At 37.8% G+C, this 19,791-nt stretch carries 19 protein-coding genes; 15 read left to right on the forward strand and 4 right to left on the reverse strand.

Annotated features, from left to right (window positions below):
• Positions 1–180 precede the first annotated feature (180 nt).
• From DC345_RS32030 to DC345_RS00635, 12 genes are all read left to right on the forward strand, one after another.
• Positions 181–348, forward strand: a complete 168-nt coding sequence (locus DC345_RS32030) for a tyrosine-type recombinase/integrase (RefSeq protein WP_258530449.1) — start codon at positions 181–183, stop codon at positions 346–348.
• Positions 349–1,165: 817 nt separating this feature from the next.
• A complete protein-coding gene (locus tag DC345_RS00590; protein WP_113051721.1) occupies positions 1,166–1,627 on the forward strand; it encodes an NUDIX hydrolase in 462 nt (153 codons plus the stop codon).
• 180 nt (positions 1,628–1,807) lie between these two features.
• Positions 1,808–2,203, forward strand: coding sequence for a contact-dependent growth inhibition system immunity protein (locus DC345_RS00595; RefSeq protein WP_181586430.1), 396 nt, complete (start codon positions 1,808–1,810; stop codon positions 2,201–2,203).
• Positions 2,204–2,323: 120 nt separating this feature from the next.
• Complete coding sequence (locus DC345_RS00600) at positions 2,324–2,971, forward strand: hypothetical protein (RefSeq protein ID WP_146752086.1); 648 nt, start codon at positions 2,324–2,326, stop codon at positions 2,969–2,971.
• 162 nt (positions 2,972–3,133) lie between these two features.
• Entirely contained in the window at positions 3,134–4,021 is an 888-nt protein-coding gene (locus DC345_RS00605) for a hypothetical protein (RefSeq protein ID WP_113051458.1), read from the forward strand.
• A gap of 407 nt (positions 4,022–4,428) precedes the next feature.
• The gene (locus tag DC345_RS31425) at positions 4,429–4,626 is read left to right on the forward strand and encodes a hypothetical protein (RefSeq protein WP_146752087.1); all 198 of its coding nucleotides are present in this window, start codon (positions 4,429–4,431) and stop codon (positions 4,624–4,626) included.
• Between the two features lie 163 nt (positions 4,627–4,789).
• Positions 4,790–5,266, forward strand: coding sequence for a hypothetical protein (locus DC345_RS00610; protein ID WP_113051459.1), 477 nt, complete (start codon positions 4,790–4,792; stop codon positions 5,264–5,266).
• A 241-nt stretch (positions 5,267–5,507) separates the two neighbouring features.
• On the forward strand, positions 5,508–6,320 hold the full coding sequence (locus DC345_RS00615) for a hypothetical protein (RefSeq protein ID WP_113051460.1): 813 nt from the start codon (positions 5,508–5,510) through the stop codon (positions 6,318–6,320).
• 191 nt (positions 6,321–6,511) lie between these two features.
• Entirely contained in the window at positions 6,512–7,699 is a 1,188-nt protein-coding gene (locus DC345_RS00620) for an HNH endonuclease (protein ID WP_113051461.1), read from the forward strand.
• 460 nt (positions 7,700–8,159) lie between these two features.
• Positions 8,160–9,023 (forward strand): DUF2971 domain-containing protein, encoded by an 864-nt coding sequence (locus DC345_RS00625; protein ID WP_113051462.1) that lies wholly within the window; start codon positions 8,160–8,162, stop codon positions 9,021–9,023.
• A 218-nt stretch (positions 9,024–9,241) separates the two neighbouring features.
• Positions 9,242–9,889, forward strand: a complete 648-nt coding sequence (locus DC345_RS00630; RefSeq protein WP_113051463.1) for a hypothetical protein — start codon at positions 9,242–9,244, stop codon at positions 9,887–9,889.
• A gap of 53 nt (positions 9,890–9,942) precedes the next feature.
• Positions 9,943–11,886, forward strand: a complete 1,944-nt coding sequence (locus tag DC345_RS00635; protein ID WP_258530416.1) for a hypothetical protein — start codon at positions 9,943–9,945, stop codon at positions 11,884–11,886.
• A 385-nt stretch (positions 11,887–12,271) separates the two neighbouring features.
• Here DC345_RS00635 and DC345_RS00640 read toward each other — a convergent pair whose 3' ends face one another.
• Complete coding sequence (locus DC345_RS00640; protein WP_113051464.1) at positions 12,272–12,517, reverse strand: helix-turn-helix domain-containing protein; 246 nt, start codon at positions 12,515–12,517, stop codon at positions 12,272–12,274.
• Between the two features lie 163 nt (positions 12,518–12,680).
• On the opposite strand from DC345_RS00640, the gene DC345_RS00645 reads away from it, so the two are divergent.
• The 3 genes from DC345_RS00645 (at position 12,681) to DC345_RS00655 (ending at position 14,095) form a co-directional block, all read left to right on the forward strand.
• Positions 12,681–12,866, forward strand: a complete 186-nt coding sequence (locus tag DC345_RS00645; RefSeq protein ID WP_113051465.1) for an aspartyl-phosphate phosphatase Spo0E family protein — start codon at positions 12,681–12,683, stop codon at positions 12,864–12,866.
• Between the two features lie 31 nt (positions 12,867–12,897).
• Complete coding sequence (locus tag DC345_RS00650) at positions 12,898–13,200, forward strand: hypothetical protein (RefSeq protein ID WP_113051466.1); 303 nt, start codon at positions 12,898–12,900, stop codon at positions 13,198–13,200.
• A gap of 295 nt (positions 13,201–13,495) precedes the next feature.
• On the forward strand, positions 13,496–14,095 hold the full coding sequence (locus DC345_RS00655) for a hypothetical protein (protein ID WP_113051467.1): 600 nt from the start codon (positions 13,496–13,498) through the stop codon (positions 14,093–14,095).
• Positions 14,096–14,200: 105 nt separating this feature from the next.
• Here the strand turns inward: DC345_RS00655 and DC345_RS00660 are convergent, their stop codons facing one another.
• The 3 genes from DC345_RS00660 to DC345_RS00670 all read right to left on the reverse strand — a co-directional run bounded on the left by DC345_RS00660 (position 14,201) and on the right by DC345_RS00670 (position 19,656).
• Positions 14,201–15,883 (reverse strand): type 2 periplasmic-binding domain-containing protein, encoded by a 1,683-nt coding sequence (locus DC345_RS00660; protein ID WP_113051468.1) that lies wholly within the window; start codon positions 15,881–15,883, stop codon positions 14,201–14,203.
• Positions 15,884–16,022: 139 nt separating this feature from the next.
• Complete coding sequence (locus DC345_RS00665; protein ID WP_113051469.1) at positions 16,023–17,630, reverse strand: response regulator transcription factor; 1,608 nt, start codon at positions 17,628–17,630, stop codon at positions 16,023–16,025.
• 199 nt (positions 17,631–17,829) lie between these two features.
• A complete protein-coding gene (locus DC345_RS00670) occupies positions 17,830–19,656 on the reverse strand; it encodes a sensor histidine kinase (protein WP_113051470.1) in 1,827 nt (608 codons plus the stop codon).
• Positions 19,657–19,791: the final 135 nt, after the last annotated feature.

Below are 19,791 nucleotides of genomic sequence, written 5' to 3' on the forward strand. Positions count from 1 at the left end.
GTGAGTTGTGCGTCTGCGTTGCAGCGATCTCGATATTGAAAGGCAGACACTTATTGTGAAACAGGGGAAGGGTCAAAAGGATCGGAGGACGCTTCTTTCAAGTCTCGCCTGGGATATGGTGCAGAAGGTTTTTAAGAAGCTAGACAACGCGCAGGAATTTTGAAGAAGGTTAGTATTCATGTGTTAAGGTATTCCTTTGCCATTCATTTGCTAGAAAACGGGACAGACCTCCGCTACATTCAGGAGCTACTTAGTCATACGAGTGCACAAACAACTCAGCGATATACGCATGTTAGTACGAAAAATATTGAACGTATTCAAAGCCCACTGGATCGGATGGATTTGTGATATTGAATGCTTCAATAAATCTCCCTTTTTCACCAAATTCTTCTTCGCAAATACTACACCATAGGTTATCATATACGTAGTTCACATATCATACAGGATGTGTGGTATTTACGAAGTACATAAATTAGATGTTAACTGAAACCTGCTAGGGCTATTAAGAATAATATTTGGAAAGTTGATGAAAGATGGTTGTTTGAAAGTGAATGCACAGAAGATAGTTTAAAGACGGTTGTTTGAATGCAATTGCATGGAAGATAGTTTAAAGACGGATGTTTGAACGCAATTGCATGGAAGATGGTTTAAAGAGAGTTGTATTGAACGTAATTGCATGGGAGATAGTTTAAAGATAGTTGTTTTGAACGTAATTGCATGGGAGATAGTTTAAAGATAGTTGTTTTGATCGCAATTGCATGGAAGATAGTTTAAAGACAGTTGTTTTGAACGTAATTGCATGGAAGATGATTTAAAGTCTGTTGTTTGAATGCATTACACGGAAGTAGATAAATGATAGTTGTTGAATGCTTTCGGCAGAGAAGAAGAATTACATATTTTAGGGTATGATCAAGGGAGAGCAGGCATCAGTTAACAACGTATCTACACTGCGGGAGTCAAGCTCCCTTGGTCTGCCAGAGGTATTTACAGGGATGTGATTCAGCAGACAACCCTGCAAGGCTAAGTCCTGCGGACCCAGTCGCTACGCTCCTTTAAGCCTTTCGGGTTCGTAGATACAACAACGTTATGTGAAAGATCAGAAATGCAAAGTAAATGGGGCTTTCAAATTACATACAGTGCTTTACATGCTCGTAAAAAGGAGAAACTGATGGATTATATCAAATGGATAAGAAGTAAGGTAGGTAGTGAAATGATCATTCTTAACTTTGCAGGAGCAATTATTGTGAACGAAGCGGGACAAATATTGCTGCAACGTAGAAGAGATAAAAATGCTTGGGGCTTTCCAGGAGGAGCTATGGAATTGGGCGAATCTGCTGAAGAGACGGCTATTCGTGAAGTGAAAGAAGAAACGGGATTAACAATCTTTATTGAAAAGCTCATAGGTGTGTATACCAAATATTTTGACAAGTATTCAAATGGAGATCGGGCACAAACGATTTCATTTTTTTATCAGGGTTGCATTTCCAATGGTGAACTGATTAGTAGTAATGAAGAAAGTATAGAACTTAAATTCTTTAATCCCGATGAAATGCCTGATTTATTTAATCAGCAACATACTGATGCTTTTAATGATTTCAGGGCTCAAAAAGTAGGAGTATTTAGATAAAGCAAAGAATTAGAGTTGAAGGCTGATTCGAAGACGACTGATCCATCACATAACAATATATTCACACTGCGGACATTCGTCCTGGGTCCGGCATTCGCCGGACACCCAGCATACGCTGGGTCGTGAATACAGGAACGTTATGTGAAATACCGGAAACTATTTATTAAAGAGGGTGAAACCATGCATCAAATAGATTTAACCAAAACCCTTGAAGAGCTTGAAGATGAATGTTGGGACGAACCGAATTTCGCTTCTTCATTAGTGATTCAAGTACATAAATTAAGAAAGAGACCTCTGTGCGAATTGAACAATGAAGATTTAAGAATATTGATCGGGCAACAAATGAGTCTAACTGTTCTTTTACCGTTAGCCTTGGAGAAATTAATAGAGAACCCATTAAGATCAGGGGATTTGTATACAGGCGATTTATTTTGTTCAGTACTCAAGGTAGAGAAAGAATATTGGAAAGAACATAAAGAATTAAAGAACGAAGTGGATGAAGTGATTAAAACATATGAAGAAGCAAGAGGGACATTAGAAGAGCACATAAGAAAATATAGAAACGATCATGTATAAGTAGATTCAAGAAGCCCGGTACTCCACATAACATAATATTCAAGCAGCGTCTCCTTCGGAGTCTTGGTCTGCGGGGTGGATTTCGGAGAGGGATTACAGCAGACAACCCCTTCGGAGTTCATGAATACGACAACGTTATGTGCAATTGCCAAACTGAAAAGAGGGATGATAGTAATGGAGTTCAGATCTTCGAATTACTTATTAGATCGTTTCATTTCTGCTGATTTATCTAGTCTAACTGAAAACAATACTATTCTATTTGATAAAGAAAAGCACTGGGTAGGGGCATTTATACTAAATTCTACACTTAGATATAACTATGAAGAAAAACAAAGAATATATTTAATGAATATCTTAAGAAGAATAGAGTCTACATTTTATCAGTATAATACTGGGGGTATTCTGTTAGGCGATTTCTTGAAGCACGATAAAGTAAATATATCTAAGTATCTAGAAGCAGTTGTTTGTATCGAGACTTCGATTTCTCACTTGTACCAAGCTTACATGTTAGGTAATAAAATGGCTGGTGAGGACAACAAGTTATTTGAAAAGAATGATGGTTCTTCTATTCAAAGACTAAACAAGCTTTATAATGTAGCCAAACATTATGATAGCTCCATAAGTAATGGCGACTTAGAAGAATTAAATACTATACCTATATGGATAACAAACCAAGGAATTAAATCTAATCAAACCTTTTTAGATTTTGATGAATTACATGCAATGATGAGAGAAGTAGAACTTATAGCTGACGAACTAATAAAATAAGAATTCATGTGGCATATTCAAGAAGAAGGCAACAGCACATAACATAATATTCACGCTGCGGGCATACACCCTTGGCCCGGCATTCGCCAGACACCCGACATGCGTCGGGTCGTGAATACAGGAACGTTATGTGAAATACGGTTATTAAGGGAGTGCTTATCGATGAAGAAACTTCTAAATACAGCGAGTGAAGAGAGTATTTATAATTCATTGGCTGAAATAGTAGGTATGAACAAAGAATACATAAAACACTACATTGTGAAATATGGGATAGAAATCATAAAGGAAAGCACAGCAGACTCAATAGACTTATCGGAGTTCTTAAATTTTCTCTCCCGATACAATAAAGACCTTGACCGTACCCTTGATTTCGATGGAATAACTCTATCACATTTGACTACTAGAACATCAATCATTCATAATCAACAACTTTTCAATTTATTTAATGCACTGATTCAAGATACTGAATTAAAAGAATTTTTAAAAAATGAAGGTATAGTTTTTGAATTAGTTGGTAAGAAACTGAAAACCATTTATAATGGGAAACTCGTTGATTGGGCAATATATTTTGATGGGGATTGGGGACCTACTGCTAGAATGGTTAATAATAGACTCGAGGGCAATTCTAAAGGTGTTACTGATAAATGTGTAAATGGATTCTTATTTAATAGTGATATCCATAAACACAGAAATGTCTCGCACATTGCACGATTACCTGAGATTCTCGAAAATATCTTACGCATTCTAGGCTGCGCATCAGCCATTTCAAAGTGGACTATTAGTGCTAAACCCTACGTAATAACTTTTAAAGCTGATGTTACAAACATCATATTTGATGAGGATAGGAAACATACTCTAAACAATAAACAAAAGAAAAAATTGTTGATTAAGTATTGCTTATATTATTTGAGTATACTTAGGTATTCTGACTGGGATGAGGATGATAATCCAATCATACGGCTTAAAGATGAATTGTCCGTTCCGGTGAGCGATATCTTAAATATAAGATTGTTAGATAATCAAAGAAGAACCATACAACACATAACATAGTATCTACGCCTTCGGGCTATTCGGCCCTTGGTTCGCAAGAAGTGGTAAGCAAGGGAGTGCAATCAGCTCACAACCCTGCGAGGCTAAGACCGTTGGACCCAGTCGCATGCGCCCCCTTAAGCTTGTAGGGTTCATAGATACTGAAGCGTTATACGAAACACTTCGAAAGCAGGAAAAACATGAAAACCAATCGTCCAATGAGAAATTTATTAAATGACTTAACTGATTCAAGCCCACCAATAAATTCAAATCTACTCAACCCCAATTTTTATGAATGGAATAATTGTATTTTGCTAGAGGCTTCAAGTTAAAGAAATACACATTCTATTGAAGAAACCATATATCAAGATCGAACAGATCTAGAAGCGTCAGTTAATCATTATCATATATAAAGCTTAAAGATAGGGTTGAAACTTATTGCTAATTGGGAAGAGCATTTAATATTGAAATATCCTGAGCGAGAATTTATTGTGATTTTAAGTTCTACAATCACAGGTGAAGATGTTGTCATTCGATTCTACCAATTTAATGACGAGTCTGAGTGGATTAAATTGAAAGACCTTGAGGGGTATAGAGAAGAAGCTATCTTAGTCATTGAGATTTGAATTCTGTTCAATGATGTGAAGTGCTTCGTATAACATAATATTCACGCTGTGGGCATATGTCCTTGGCCCGGCATTCGCCGGACACTCGACATACGTCGAGTCGTGAATATAGGAACGATATAAGAAATTGCGCAAAAGATATATTGAATTAAAAGGAGATACCATGGCAGATGCACAGTGGCTAGGAAATGCAATTACGGCTTTAGCAACAATTTCTGCTTCAGCACTGACTTTTTATGGTGCGTATATGATTAGTAAAAACAATCAAAAAAATGATAATAGTAAGTTTCAAAAACAAATTGAATGGGAAAGGGAAAAGCTAGAAAAGGAAATTAACAGAAAAGAGTATATAGATAAGCTGAAAATTTATAATAAAGTTCTTAAAGTAGATGGAGAAGTTATGATTGTTACTTCATATCCAGAGGAATTTGATTTTAATAATTATCATGAGAAAGTAAGACCCCTATTATTCGAAGAATATCATTTATTAGATCAAGATATCAAAGTCATAGTTAGAGAAATTGATGGTATTATTGCTCTCTGTAACTTTTATGAAGAGGTTCAGAAAGAACATAATGAAAAACTAATGAAATTGTACTTTAAACTCCTTGAAAAAATCGATAATCATTATAAAAGATAAGAAAATCATTTTAATCAAGTATGATGAGTAATTGGGGGAAGGCGCAACATCTTATAACATTATATTCACGCTGTGGATCGGCTATTGCTGCTACTTGGTCCGCTAGAGGCTATTGGCAGAGAGGCTAATTCAACGTACACATCGATCTCCCTAAGATAAGAGCTTACTAAGGGGGAGCGATGTCGTGAATACAGGAACGTTGTCTAATATTTGCATTAAGTAAATGAAAAGGAGAGCAATTATGAAAATTTGTAGTTATTGTAAGTCACACAAACACGAACCATTAACTAAAGAACATGTTTTTCCAGACTTTTTATTCAAAAAAAACCCAGACTATAAATTTGGCTATAATGGTGGAATAGGAAAATATACATTGTCAGCCGATCAAATTAAAGATGTTTGCCAATATTGTAATAACGTAATTTTATCTGGATTAGATACCTATGCAAAGGATTTATGTGACAAGTATTTTGATAGTTTTATTCGTGCTCAACCTATTGAGTTTGAGTACGACTACGATTTGCTTTTAAGATGGATACTAAAAATATCTTACAACGCAGCTCGAGCATATAAAACGTCTACAGCTGAGTTTGAAAGTTACATACCATACATTTTGGGTGAAGGAAATAATCCTAAATTATACACCTTATTATTAGGTAATGTTATGAAGGTATCAGTGCACAAAGGAGAACAATTTCCTCCAAACATATTCGCTGCTACATATTTGTTTCCGTTATATGGTGCGAGAAGCCCTGAATTATTTAGAATGGTGTATATTCGTTCATACATGTTTATCATTATGGGTTGGGGAGAAAATACAAATATATTTGAACGCCAAAAACAGCTTGAATCGTTTATTTCTCTAACTGGTGCAAGTGTAATAGAAAGCAACAAAAATAAATACTGGTTTGACCCCTCAAAATCTCAGTTTGATTATCTTGAATACAGAAGTAATCAATTAAAGATGGATCCTCGAAGACAACTAAGTAGAGAAGAATTAAATGAATTTTCGCTGCGAAATAATAGCCTTAAAGAAATTCCGTATATAGATTAGGGTAGCTCAAAAGGCAAATACATTAGATAACAAAGTATACACGCAGCGGAGATCCGTTCTTGGTCTGGTAGTCGCCAGACACCCAACATTCGTTGGTTCGTAATACAGGAACGTTATACGAAATTCAAAAAAACTAGAAAGATAGGTAAAGTTTTTATTATCTTAATATATTTATTTCGAGGGAGAAGCTTATGGATAAATGTATATATTGTAATGCTGAGATAATAGAAAAGTCTAATGAACATATCATTCATTCTGCTCTAGGATCTAGTTTGCAGTCAAATAAGATTATCTGTAAAGGGTGCAATAATCACTTTTCAACAAAAGAGTCGGGGTATATGGACAATAAATTTGTTGAGCAGTTTGCAATCATAAGAAATCTATTAAATATAAAAAGTGATCGAGGGAAAATGCCTCCTGTGATAAAAAGGCTAGAACATGAGGGTAGTGCAATATTACTAGAGCCGGGTGGGAAGTTTACTCATCAAAAATCTAAAAGGCAAGAAGTAACCGATGAGGAAGGTAATATTCAAGTCAAAATATCAACTCCAAATTTAGAAAAGATGAAAGAGCAACTAGAGCATATAAAAAAGCAATATGGAAAAGGTTTTTCTTCTATTGATGCAGTATTAAGGAAAACATATATTAATAAGCCTATTAAATTCGAATTGAGTTTAGGAGGAGAAGAGAATACTAAAGCTGTTGCTAAAATATTGTATAACTTCATTCATTATTTAGATAGAGAGTCAATAGTTACTCTGCCCAGCATTAACTGGAGCAGTATTCAAAATTATTTGAGATACAACAAGGATTTAGACAATAATGATACTGGAATTGATTATGTGAATCCTATCCCTTACTCAATTCCCGAAGGAGATTTAGCAAACTATGTTTTTATCTCAGGATCAAAGCAACAAAAACTTATTTATGGACATGTTATAGTGTTCGGGCATATATCTTTTTCAGCTATAATTCATAGCAAATATGAAGGAGTTGATTTTAATTATGGAGTTAGACAACCTATCGATAGTAAACGCGAGGAGATATTTCTCGAACTCAAAAATCAAAAATTTAACCCAGATGTAATTAGAGATAAAAAATGTTACTTTGAGGCGAATATTGAGGGGATGAGAGCTGGATTAAATAAAATTCTGGGAATTTATTTAGAAAGAGCGAGGAAGGAAGAACAAGATAGAATTATTCGCCAAGCAATAAATGAAGTTTTTGATGGATACGAAGGAGCTTACATCACTTTAGAACATATTCAAAAATTGTCTTCGGAACTAGCAAAAGATTTTGTGAATTGGAGATATAGAATTGACTCAGAAGTGCCTATCAATTTAGAGGAACAAGCTCAAAAAATGAACTGCAAGGAGTAGAAATAATAAAGATATATTTAATGATTTTGAAGAACATCATTATCAAATAAAAGCAAGATTTGATAACTACATTGATGTATATTTTACTTTAAAATTTTCTCTTGTTGGGGAAAACAAGGGCATAACGAAAAAAGTGTATTTTAGAGACGTTTAAGTTCTTTGGAAAAGATAGATAACATATGTATTTTAAACTTAATGAATTAATGAATGATACAGAACTTAGAAATGCTATTAATTATAAGAATCAGATTACACATAAGCAATCCCCAAACATTTTAGTTTTAATAAGGACTCAAGATATAAAATGGATTAGAAACAGCGGTGAATCAGCAGACAGCCCTGCGAGGCCAAGTCCATCGGACCTAGCGCGATGCGCCCTAGGCCTCTCGGGTTTGTAGATACACAAACGTTAGGTGAAGTAGTACAAATTGTTTAAAAAATTGTTTAAGAGGAGCAAGTTATGAAGATAAGAGAACATGAAGAAAAGTTATACTATCATTATTGTTCTGTAAATACATTTGTAAAAATCATTGAAAATTCTACTATTCGTGCATCAAATCCTTTCAAAATGAATGATACACAAGAGTTTAAATGGTTATTTAAATTCATTCCAGAAGTAATTGAAAGTTATGTATCGGTACTAACAGATGAAAAACAAAAAGAGCAATATAAATATTTTTACATAGAGACTTTAACTGAAATATATGAAGGTTATTACTCTGAACAAGTAAATCCATATATCGCTTGTTTTTCGGAAGAAGGTGATATATTGAGCCAATGGCGTTCTTATGCAGATAATTCAAGGGGAGTGGCTATCGGATTCTCGTTAGAAGAATTCAAAAAACACCAATTGATCGAAATCATTAATATAAACTATGATCTTAAGCAACAAAAAGAGTTATTGTTACAAGCATTGATAGATTTCGGTTTAGAAGATCCAACTAATTTAAACTTTGATAGAATGAAACACGTTTTCACAGCAGCTACTATTGCAATAGAACATATCTTAGATAAGTCAATATACTGTAAAAACCCTGCATTTTCCGAGGAAAAAGAAGTAAGATTAGTATACAACCCTGAAAAATATTCTCCGTTTAATCAAGAACAAAGTCAACTAATAGTAAGTGATATTCAATTCAGAAACGATAATGAAAAGTTGATTTCCTATTATGATATCAATTTTTCTGAATTCAAAAAAGAAGTGGTAAAAGAAATATATATTGGCTCTAATTCAAAATTGAATGACCGTGATTTAACACTTTTTTTGGAGAAAAATGGATATTATAATTTGGAAATTAAGTCCTCTGCTTCTACCTATAGATAGAGGATTGTGAATGATATGATAACTTGTGAGCAGCTAAAGTAACCAAGGTAGGGAATATTCCACCTAACATAATATGCACATATCGAACATTCGATTTTGATCCCAGAAGCGGATTCAGTGAAGTAGTTGCTGTGGACACAACCGGCAATCGCCGGAACCCAATATAGGGTGAAACGTGAACAAAGTAACGTTATATGAAAGATTAAAAGGAGAAAACGATGGCAGACAAACTTCTAAAACTCTATAAAAAGGATTTAAGCTTACTTCACATCATGTTTAAAAAAATGAAGTGGCAAGGATTTAAAAGATCTATTATTTTTTTGGTGTCATGCATTATTTTAATCATATTAATAAAATATAACTTCAAATCAGAATGGAGTAATATTTCTTTTATTTCTTTAATTATGTGTTTTTTGGTCTCTTTGAGAGATTTGACATTAGAAAGAGATCGGATAATTGAATCTGATAATAACGGAAAAAACTATTACCAGGTTAGAATTGAAGGATTAAGGAAATTTTTGAGAAATGAGAGTATTGACACAGATCCTAAAAAGATAGAATTGCTAATAAAGCTAGTAGAAAAACAAGCTGAAGAACAGAAAGTCTCATTCTTTGTAGGGAGAGGAATCCTATTGACTGTTCTTTTGCCTATTATTTCTGCTACTTATACAAATATATTAAATAAATATACTGATGATTTAACTACTGTTCTAATAATATTTTCAATACTTTTAATAGTTATTTTATGTATATTTATTTATGCTACTTTGTTTAGATTTATTTACGATGATTTTATTAATGGAGATTATCAGAGATATAAGACTATAGCTAATGACTTGCGAGAATTACATTTTAAATTAATATAGTTTTATATTATTTATAAAAATATTCGAAATCATAGAATTTAAGGGGCTAGATTATGAGAGAGATTAAATTCTATTCAAGAAATGACTTGGCAAGCGGGTTTGTCTTAAAAGAAATCGAAAATTATCTAATAGAGGGTAGAGCAGAAAAAGAAGAATTAAATATTAATGATCTGATTGAAATATATAATATAAAACAATATTTTGAGCATAAGCTATACCTCCTTACTTGGACTTCGAATGAGATAGAAAAATATGAGAAGCAAGTTAATATTTATTTCAAAAAGATTGGACGTTTTTTTCATTCCATTAACAGTGAAAACCTAGCAGATTTTTATAATGAATTGGAAATAGAATACAGAGAGGATTTTTGGGCACTTTTTGAAAAATTCAAAGTATACGAAAGAATTACTGATTTAAGTTTTAATCAATTTTTAACCGAAAATAATATTTGGCTATATCAACTATTAAGGCACAAAACGTTAGTTCAACACTTTGGTAATGTTATTAAGGAATATATGTTGAGTGATCATTCAGTAGCAGAACTACTGTTAGATGAATATGAAATGCAACATACAACAGATAAAGAAAAGTTGAATTTCCCAAAAGAGCTAACATTTTTGGATAAAGAAAGAATCATTATTAATTACATTAATAGCGGAAGTCCTAATTTGAATTATTTGCGGCTTATTGTGAATGTACAAAGTAATAAAGACAAACTTCTGCTCTCACCGAGAACTATATTAACCGCGAAAAAAAGAGTAGAAAAAGAAGAAGAAAGACTTTTTCCTGAAGACTCGGGGATGCTAGTCGAAACTACCGTAGGTTTTTCTAAAAATCAGGAAGAAGTTGTTATTTCTAATATAGATGGGCTTTCAATAAAGACTATGTACAGTACAAAATGGTTTGAAAACAATACCGATTATGGAACACTATTAAATAACTTTATATATTTATTCGAATTTGTTGATTATCAAATGAGATGTAACTTTGTAAACAAATCTAATCAAATGGGGGTAATGGAAAAAATTCTTGATTCTCGTTCTCGAAATGCTTATTTGACAGGAATGGTATTTAATCAAAAGGATTCATTATCTTTATTACAAATAAACGGATATTATAATGAACTGTCTAGCCTAGGAGTGCGTATTGAGTTAGTGATTGAATGGTTTTTTAAAGAATACTTGCCGAATGAGTTCTTAGTATCAAATTTTGATATTAATATGCCATCAACTCACTCTACATTACTCGAGAAGTGCACTAATATAATGCCAGCGGTAGAGTCTGTTCTAAAACAATTTATTTTATACGTTGAAGAAGGTATAGTTGATTTCGATTTACTTGAAATACGCTCTGAACATCTTATATATAGCAATATTCCTTCACTAGTAAATAAAAAGTATGCTTATGGTAAAGGCGAGGAGTTTGACTACGCATCTTTTCTCTTTTTTTCTGATCAAAGTGGACTTGGCTATAGTAAAAAAAATCAGAGTAGCTACAATAACTACTTTGAATTACTATGCAATCAACCTCTCAAGTTAGCTGATTATCCAGAATACTCTCATAACAAAATTGAATGGTTAATTGAAAAGAACTATCTCAAGAATGATGAAGAAGGATTCATTGTTTTTGAAGATGAGTCTGTGGTTTTGGTAATGAAAGATTTATTTGCTAATGAAGTAGTTAACTTTTGGCGAGCTCCACTAATAATGAGAAATGCTTTGGATAAACTTGAAACAAAGAATGTAGTAGTTTTTGAAAGTTCCTTGCTATCAAAACCTGAGCAAGAGTATATCAATTATACGCTTAATAAGTCACAGTTTAACAACGGATTGGATTTAAGGAATAGATATAGCCATACTCAACCTAAAAGTACTGAGAATGATAAAACGCACGAGTATAACTATATGATCTTCCTAAGATTATTGATTTTGTTTGTGATAAAAATAAATGATGATTTTTGTATAGAAGATATGTTATCAAGAAGAGAAGCTAAATAGATATTTAAATGCTTTGGTAGATTTAGCTCTTTGTTCTCAAATGATTAGTACAAAGTGGAAATTAACTAATAGACTCATTCAACAATTGAAAGGTAGTATTTAAACTTTTCTTTAGTCGGTTCAACAATTTACTTTCTTGAGGAAAATAGAGAGCTTCTAGAGAATGCCTCATATCATTGAGAAATCTTCGTATATATCCGTCCCAAAAGCAATGGCCTGGGAATAAGACAATCAGTATTAAGTTGCCTGTCGAGTTTTTGGCAGGCTTTTTTAATGCATATAACAATCGGAAAGATGGTAAAAGAGTGGATGCTTTCGTGTGTATAATCAAATGCATTCGTTCACAGGGGAATTAAGGTTTATATACAGTAATTTAGATAATCAATTATTCTTCCCCAAGCAAATACCCCACAGAAACATCCAAAGCTCTCGCAATCATTACTACTTCATAATCCTGAACAAGACGATACTGACCCTCCAAACGTGAAAGACTGGTCTGACTGATATCCAACCCCAGTGTTTGCAATCTGGCGAGGAATTCTCTTTGTTTGATTCCTTTACTTTTACGGATAGCTACGACTCGGGAACCGATAATATTTTTGTTGCCAGGTGGTTCTTGTCTATGCTTCATTATGTACACCCCTCATTTCAACCAAATTGTATGAGAAATAATGGTTGTTTTAATGCGTATATCGAATTAAAATAAAATAAACCGATAATCGCATTAAAATGACTGCTCAAGTCTAGTCTTACCAAGACATGAAGTAGTTTAGACCTATCAGAGAGGTGGATGTATGAGCCGGTTGCTTGACTTATTGGAAGATGAACGGCGCAAGCTTAATCAGCTTGGTGAGGCATCCTTGAAGCAAGCGATTCCGTTGTGGGAGAACCCTGAGGTTCAGGAACAGAGCCGAAGGGTGGACGAACTGGTGGCACGAGTTAGTGAACTGAGGGCGAAGCATAGTCGAGTGGTACGGTGATGAGTACGGTACATATAGGGGAGGAGAAGCAATGAATTTTCCACCGTGGATGCAACGAGCGATTCAAGCAAGGCTGGATGAGGTGACTGCCCGGCTTGAACATGATCCTGAACTGAGTCGAGTACGTGGGGAAACAGACAAAGCGTTTGGAGTTTTGTTTGCAGGTAAGGATGTGGAGCAGACACCTGAATATATCGAGTGGGAGAATCGTTATATTGTCAGCAAGGGCATAGAAAATGAGCGGTTGTATATGCAGGGACTACGAGATGGCATTCAGCTCACAGTATCCTTGCTGGGTCAGTCGATGCCAGAGGAGACCGAGACAGAGGCTTGATCCACTAAGGCGAACCCATAAGTCAGGGGGAAGCTACCTCGATCTTAACTTGAAAACCGGAGCCGAAGCGTGAATCTATCGCTTCGGCTCCGGTTTTAATGCTCTACTTTTCCAAATTTCCAAATTTCCAAATTCGAAATTATTACTTCCATGCAGATTGTGACGTTATATATGTATACACCTGTACACCATGAATTTAATTCTGCGAAGGCTTGGGAGGAGCTTGATAAGGAAAGGAGGGTGTTAATTATGTATTAAGCTTAAAGAAACAAAGACAGAAGTGAGGTATGGTTATATGAAAAAAAGATCTAAATACTTAATCTTGCTTTTTATGTTTATTGTGATTGTATCTATTCTGTTATTTTTGAATTTCAACAAAAAGGAAGCTAATGAGCCAGTGGTTAATGGAAATATTATTCAAGTTGAAAACTTTGATCTGGATGCCAAATCAACGAATTTAAAGACAATGACAGAAGGATCGATATTTGTTGAGGGTGAGAAGGAGCATATTGAGCATATCAAAATAGTAGCACATGTAGAGATTGACCCCGCTGACTGGGGTGGTGTTGCATTTTATATCACTGATCAATGGAGTGTCTCCAGTATCACCAGCAGTTATCCTGAACATCAATCGAAGTTAAAGCCAGCTGAGTATGTATCCACCTGGATGAATTCTTCTGATGACTCTTCTTGGCGCACGATGATTGAAATTGGGAGAGAACGAAATTACATAGCAAATGGCGGGGGTACTGGAACGATTGTGATCGATTTAAGTCCGGATCAAAAGGGGATGCCCCCATCTAAGTCGTTGAAAATTGGTATTGAGGTCGGATCAGAAGAGAAAGATGGAAAAAGAGTTATGGGCACGGATTCTGTTGAAGTTTCTGTATTTTAAAGTGCTGGGTTAACTAGATATAGAAAACAAGCCGAAGCGATGGCAATGTCCGCTTCGGCTTGTTTTTTTATTCTTTTATTTTGACCCATGTTACTTTTTCAATTCTTACTTCGCACTTACCGATTTAAACCAATCATTCACTTCTTGCGTGATCTGATCACCGCCATTGGATTTCCAGTTGGCGACGAATTGGTCAAAGGCATCAACCGGCAGTTGGCCGTAGATGATTTTGTTGAAGGTTTCCATCTCGGACTGGCGGAGCAGGTTCCATTTGGATACCATGGTTGGTGTGGCTGCGCCAGTGAAATAGTTTTGTTTACGGATGTCGATCTGGGACATAACGACTTTACCAGCATACCAGTTTTCCGGTTTACGGAATTCGGCCATTTGTTTCTCGTAAGGTGTTTCAGGCTTCTCGCCGTTTGCCAGCTTCACGAGTGTTTTCATGTACAGATCCGGAATACGAGCCGGGCCAGTCAGGAACGGGAACTCGTTGGAGAAGTCTTTGATCTTCTCTTTGTCACTGGTCGGTTGTCCGTCTACGATATCCCAGTCGTAACCTTTGGCGAAGCCATATTCATACTCACTGCCCGCAGCCGGGTTAGCCAGGTTATCGAGCAGGTAGTTGTAGTACAGGAAGATGGCTTCTGGATGCTTCGCATCCTTGTTAATCATGATACTTGCGTTGACACCAGAGTTCTGCCACTTCGTACCGATCTTGCCGTCTGGGCCAGCCGGAACAGGGTAAGCTTTATATTTTGAGCCAGGTACGTTCTTCAGCAGGTCAGGTGCAGGCCAGTCGGGTACCCAGTTTGCACCAGGCAGAATGCCCGCTTTGCCAGCCGTCCAGCTTTCAGCGGATTTACCTTCGTCCCACAGAGCGGAGTCGGTATGGATATAACCTTTGTTCATCCATTCAGCCAGCTTGGCAAGGGCTTGTTTCGCACCCGGGTTAACGGAGCCGTACTCCAGATTGCCGTTTGCGTCTTTGTTCCATTGCTCCTCGATTGTGCCATATGCACCGAACAACCAGTCGAGCTGCCCCATCCAGGTGTTGGTGTTATTTTTCAGCGAAATCGCCAGCGGGAATACTTTGTCTGGAGACAGACCGTCCGGGTTCTCGTTTTTGAATTTGTCCATGATGTTCTCAAGGTCTGCAATAGTTTTCGGAGCTTCCAGGTTCAGCTTCTCCATCCAGTCTTCTCTAAGCCACAGCAATGTGTCATCGTTATCCGTATACTCCATGATCGGCATATTGTATTTCTTGCCGTCCTTGGTGAACGGATACCACAGTTCAGGATGTGCTGCTGCGTGATCTTTCAGGGTCTGACTCGCGTACCTGTCGAACAACTCATCGATGGCGATGAATTGACCGGAGTCGATCAACTGATTGGTCAATACCGCGTTGGTCGGTACGGACACGAAATCCGGCAGCTTCTCACCAGAGGCGATAGCCAGTTGCAGCTTTTGTCTGTATTGATCGTCATTGGCCGGATACCAGGTATCTTTATGCTTCATACCCAGCGTTTCCAGCATCCAGCGATCGTGTACGTTATTTTCTTTGGTGTCCCCTTGCACGTATTTTTTCGGCATCAATACCGAACTGAATTCGATGGGTGGGTCGTATTTTCCTTTGGCAAAAGCAGCTTCTGCTTCAGCTGAACCGACGGTCGCCGGTGTATCATCTTTGGTACCATTGTCACTGGCTGTATCGCCACTGCCGCACGCAGTGATCGTGATGAGCGCGATAACCATGAGCAGTGACCACCATGTTTTGAATTTGATCATTGTTCAATCCCCCTACGATGTATGATCTTTACAAGTGTAACTGTACCAATTTGGACGGGAGGGCATCTATATGAGTTTGTTAGTTTCGATAGGACTCTATTAGTGAAAGTTCAAAAAATTCGGTTTTCAGTCATGTTATTTAATGCTGGTCTCGGTACTCCTGCGGCGTGACACCGAATTGACGCTTGAACACTTTGATAAAATAAGCCGGGTCCATATAACCAATCTCCATGCTGATTTCATACACCTTTTTGGTGGTCGTAACCAGCTTGTGGCAGGCCCGATCCATACGAAGACGCGAGATATAATCACTGATGCCTTCACCCGTTTCAATCTTATAAATCTTGGACAAATGGGTCGGATGCAGATTAACATGATCGGCGAGTACACGCAAAGAAACATCCAGATGCAGGTTTTTATCCGTAAAATCCTGAATCTTCTTCACATACTCGGAACGGATGTCCTTGATCTCGTTGGACGTGCCTTCCTTGAGTTTGCTGAGTACACTAAGCGACCATTTGCGCAGTTTACTGATGGTGGTGAACGCTTCTCCGCTCTGCAACCACTCGATATCGTCACCCATTAAATTGGCCAAAGTTAGCTTGTTTCGGTGTGCGAGATTGGTGAACGAAGCCGTAATTAAAAAACCAGCCTCCATGCAATGCTCCCACGATTCCGACCATTTTTCATCCAGCTCCGCACAGACGGCCAGTATTTTTTCTTCTGCCGCATCCCATTGACCACTCTCTAACAGGTGAATGAACGTGGGTGGAGTATATAGGACATCCAGCGGGCCTTGCGCTGCCGGAGTCTCCACGTCACTGACCCGCATCACGAATTCACGCTCGTCGCCGACAATTTGTCGGAAATAAGCGGAGGCCTGCCGAAAACGATCATATAGCTGATCGGGAAACGCGAACCATTCGGTGATGACGATAGAGAGGGAACCCTTCAGAAACTGCTTAACTTTGGACTGAAGTTGTACCGAAAGCTTCTCCAGTATGGTTTCTTTGCCAATATCGGAGTTGTTCACTTTCAGTTGAAGCAAAAAGACTAGATATCCATGCTCCTCCTTCACGCCCCACACTTCCATAAACTCTCCCATAATCTCTTCCGCCATATTGATGACGGCATATTCAAGCAAGGTTTGGTCGTTGTTGTCGTATTGCCCGAATTCTTCTTCCATACGTACAAGCATTAATGCGCAATCCCCGGCGTGGAAGGGCAGATCGTAATTGGCAAGTTTCCGTGCCCATTCGCTGGAGGCAATTCGATGTCCCTGCAAAGCTTCAAGGAGCAGTCGACCCCGCAAATGCGGCAGATTCTCCCGCAGGGTAAACTGGGTTCGTTTTAGTGAACTGACGATTTCCCATTCGGTATTTAATTGATCAATGGCTTTCTGAACGGCACCCATTAATTCATCATCCGTCGGCGGCTTCAGCAAGTAATCGACGGCTTCGAACTGGATCGCTTTTTTGGCGTAATCGAATTCGGAATGCCCCGATAAAAGAATACACTTTATTTTTTTGTCACGGACTCTGATCCGTTCGATCAGTTCAATACCTGTCATTTCGGGCATTTGAATATCCGAGATCACAATATCTATAGGGTGGGTATCGATCAGTTGAAGTGCTTCGTGTGCCGAATATGCTTTATGCACCTGTTCGATCCCCAGCGTATGCCACGGCTTGGTCATGGACAGGTTATCTACCCAATGTGCTTCATCGTCTACGATGATCATTTGCATGTTGTATTGTCTCCTTAGTGGTTGAACGCAGACATCTGTACACTTGCCACTCCGATGACAGAACAACCTTCCGATCGCTGTTACCCCCGGATTTATTGAATGAATTTTATAATGTGTAAATCTGGGGATAAAGGCGAGCACTCCGTTTCTTCAGGTTTTTTCTGTCCTCTGCGTTTCCATGTACATGGCTTGTTCAAAATCAATTCGTCAATTTATTGTTTGTATCGATATTTCCTTTATCGGAATCAGTATCCTCTTTCGGGATCTCCCAGATCATCTCGGTTCGGAATCCGCCGAGAGGGGATGGGCCGAATAGAAGGTAGGATTGATTGCCGAATAGATGCATGATTCGCTGATTCGTGTTCCAGAGGCCACAGCCCATTTCCTCCTGCAGCGGCTGCTGCATTTTCAGATTCAACGCCTCCAACTGATCCGGGCTTAAGCCGGGTCCATCGTCATCGATGTAAATTTTGCAGAACCCGTTCGAGCTCTCGCCAGTAATTCGAATTTCACCTGATGAATAAGACTTCGCTACACCGTGAATGACGGAATTCTCCACAATCGGTTGCAGCATTAATCGTGGTACGGACTGTGCAAGCATATCCTCAGGGATGTCGATGTGGTATTCAATTCTGCCATTACGCAGCTTCTGGATATCCAAATAGTTGACGAGCAGATTGATTTCTTCTTTTAGAGAAGATGTCTCTCGCTCCACTCGTGTCGTATAACGATAGTAGGCACTTAGGTTATGCGCCATGGACACGACGGCTTGCTCGTCCTTCATCTGGGCCATGTTGATGATATAGCCAAGACAGTTATACAGAAAATGAGGATTGATCTGCGCCTGTAGCTGTTTCAGCGTAGCTTCCTTGGCCCTGATTTTTTCCTGGAACACGTTCTCGATCAGGTCTTGAATCTGATGTGACATATCATTGAATCGATGGAACAAAAACGAGAACTCATTCTGATCCTTGCTATGCAGACGTACGGAATAATCTCCGCGCTGCACGCGCCGTAAGCCCTGGATCAGCTTTTTGATCGGATATTGGATGTTTCGATATAACAGAATGGAGGCGGAAATGCCTACCACAAACAGCAGAATCATAAAGAGATAGAACAAGTTCCGACTGAGCGAGATCGGCTGCAGAATCTGATAGAGTGGAACCACATCGACCAAATGCCAATCCAGATAGGAGGATTTCACCGAGCTAACGAGATACTTTTTCCCGTTCAGCTTAACGACATCCTGTGTGGTATCCTCTGGCGAGTTCTCATCCAGATAACGAATAAGTTCCTCGGATAGCTGCTTGTCTGCACTGCGATTCAGAATGGGTGAATTTCCTTTGTGATAAAAGAAGGGATCACCTTGTCCACCTGCTTTATACGTATCCAGCATGTTCTGAATATTCTCATAACTGAAGCTGGCTTCAATCACCAGATTACTTCCCGTCAACATGCCCGGCTGGGCCAAGGAATCCGTCAAGAACCAGTAAAAGGATTTCATATCCTCTTTTGATTCAGCACTTTGATCACCGTAGGTCCATTGTCCGCTCATATTTCTTTTCAGGTAATCCTCATCATACCCGGAAGTTCTATTATAGTTGGCAATCACATCTTGATTCTGTTGTGAATACACAGCGTATCGGGTAGGCCATATATCGGTAACACCCGATTGAAGCATCAGTTTTTCCTGAATAACATATCGGGTCTGCATCTTGTCATAACGATCATTCCATATGTTCAAGCCATTAAATGCTCTGACATTGGGATCTCTGGAGAGAATAAGACTGAAGTCCATCATCTGGTTAATACGGGAATCGATCTGACTGGATAAAAACGTGAGCTGCTTCGTATTGGAGACCTGTAGCTCTTTGCTTACAACATCATAAGTGACGTTGTTCGAGTAGGTATACATGATAATAATGGGGATGAACAGGACCACAATTAAACAGTTTATTTTGGCAAACAGACTAAACCGGGATCTGGACGTTCTTCCCAAAGTTATAAAGCGCTTCCATGTATTCATAAAAAGTCTCCTTCAAATTCGTGTAAATAACCTCTTTCAATGATATCCCTAACAAAACACTATCAAGCCTAACAATGTTATATAGTCAGACCTGAGAAATGCCTGATACTATTTATAGCAGAGATCCCCATTACA

Source organism: Paenibacillus taichungensis, from assembly GCF_003287275.1.
Lineage (GTDB): Bacteria > Bacillota > Bacilli > Paenibacillales > Paenibacillaceae > Paenibacillus > Paenibacillus taichungensis_A.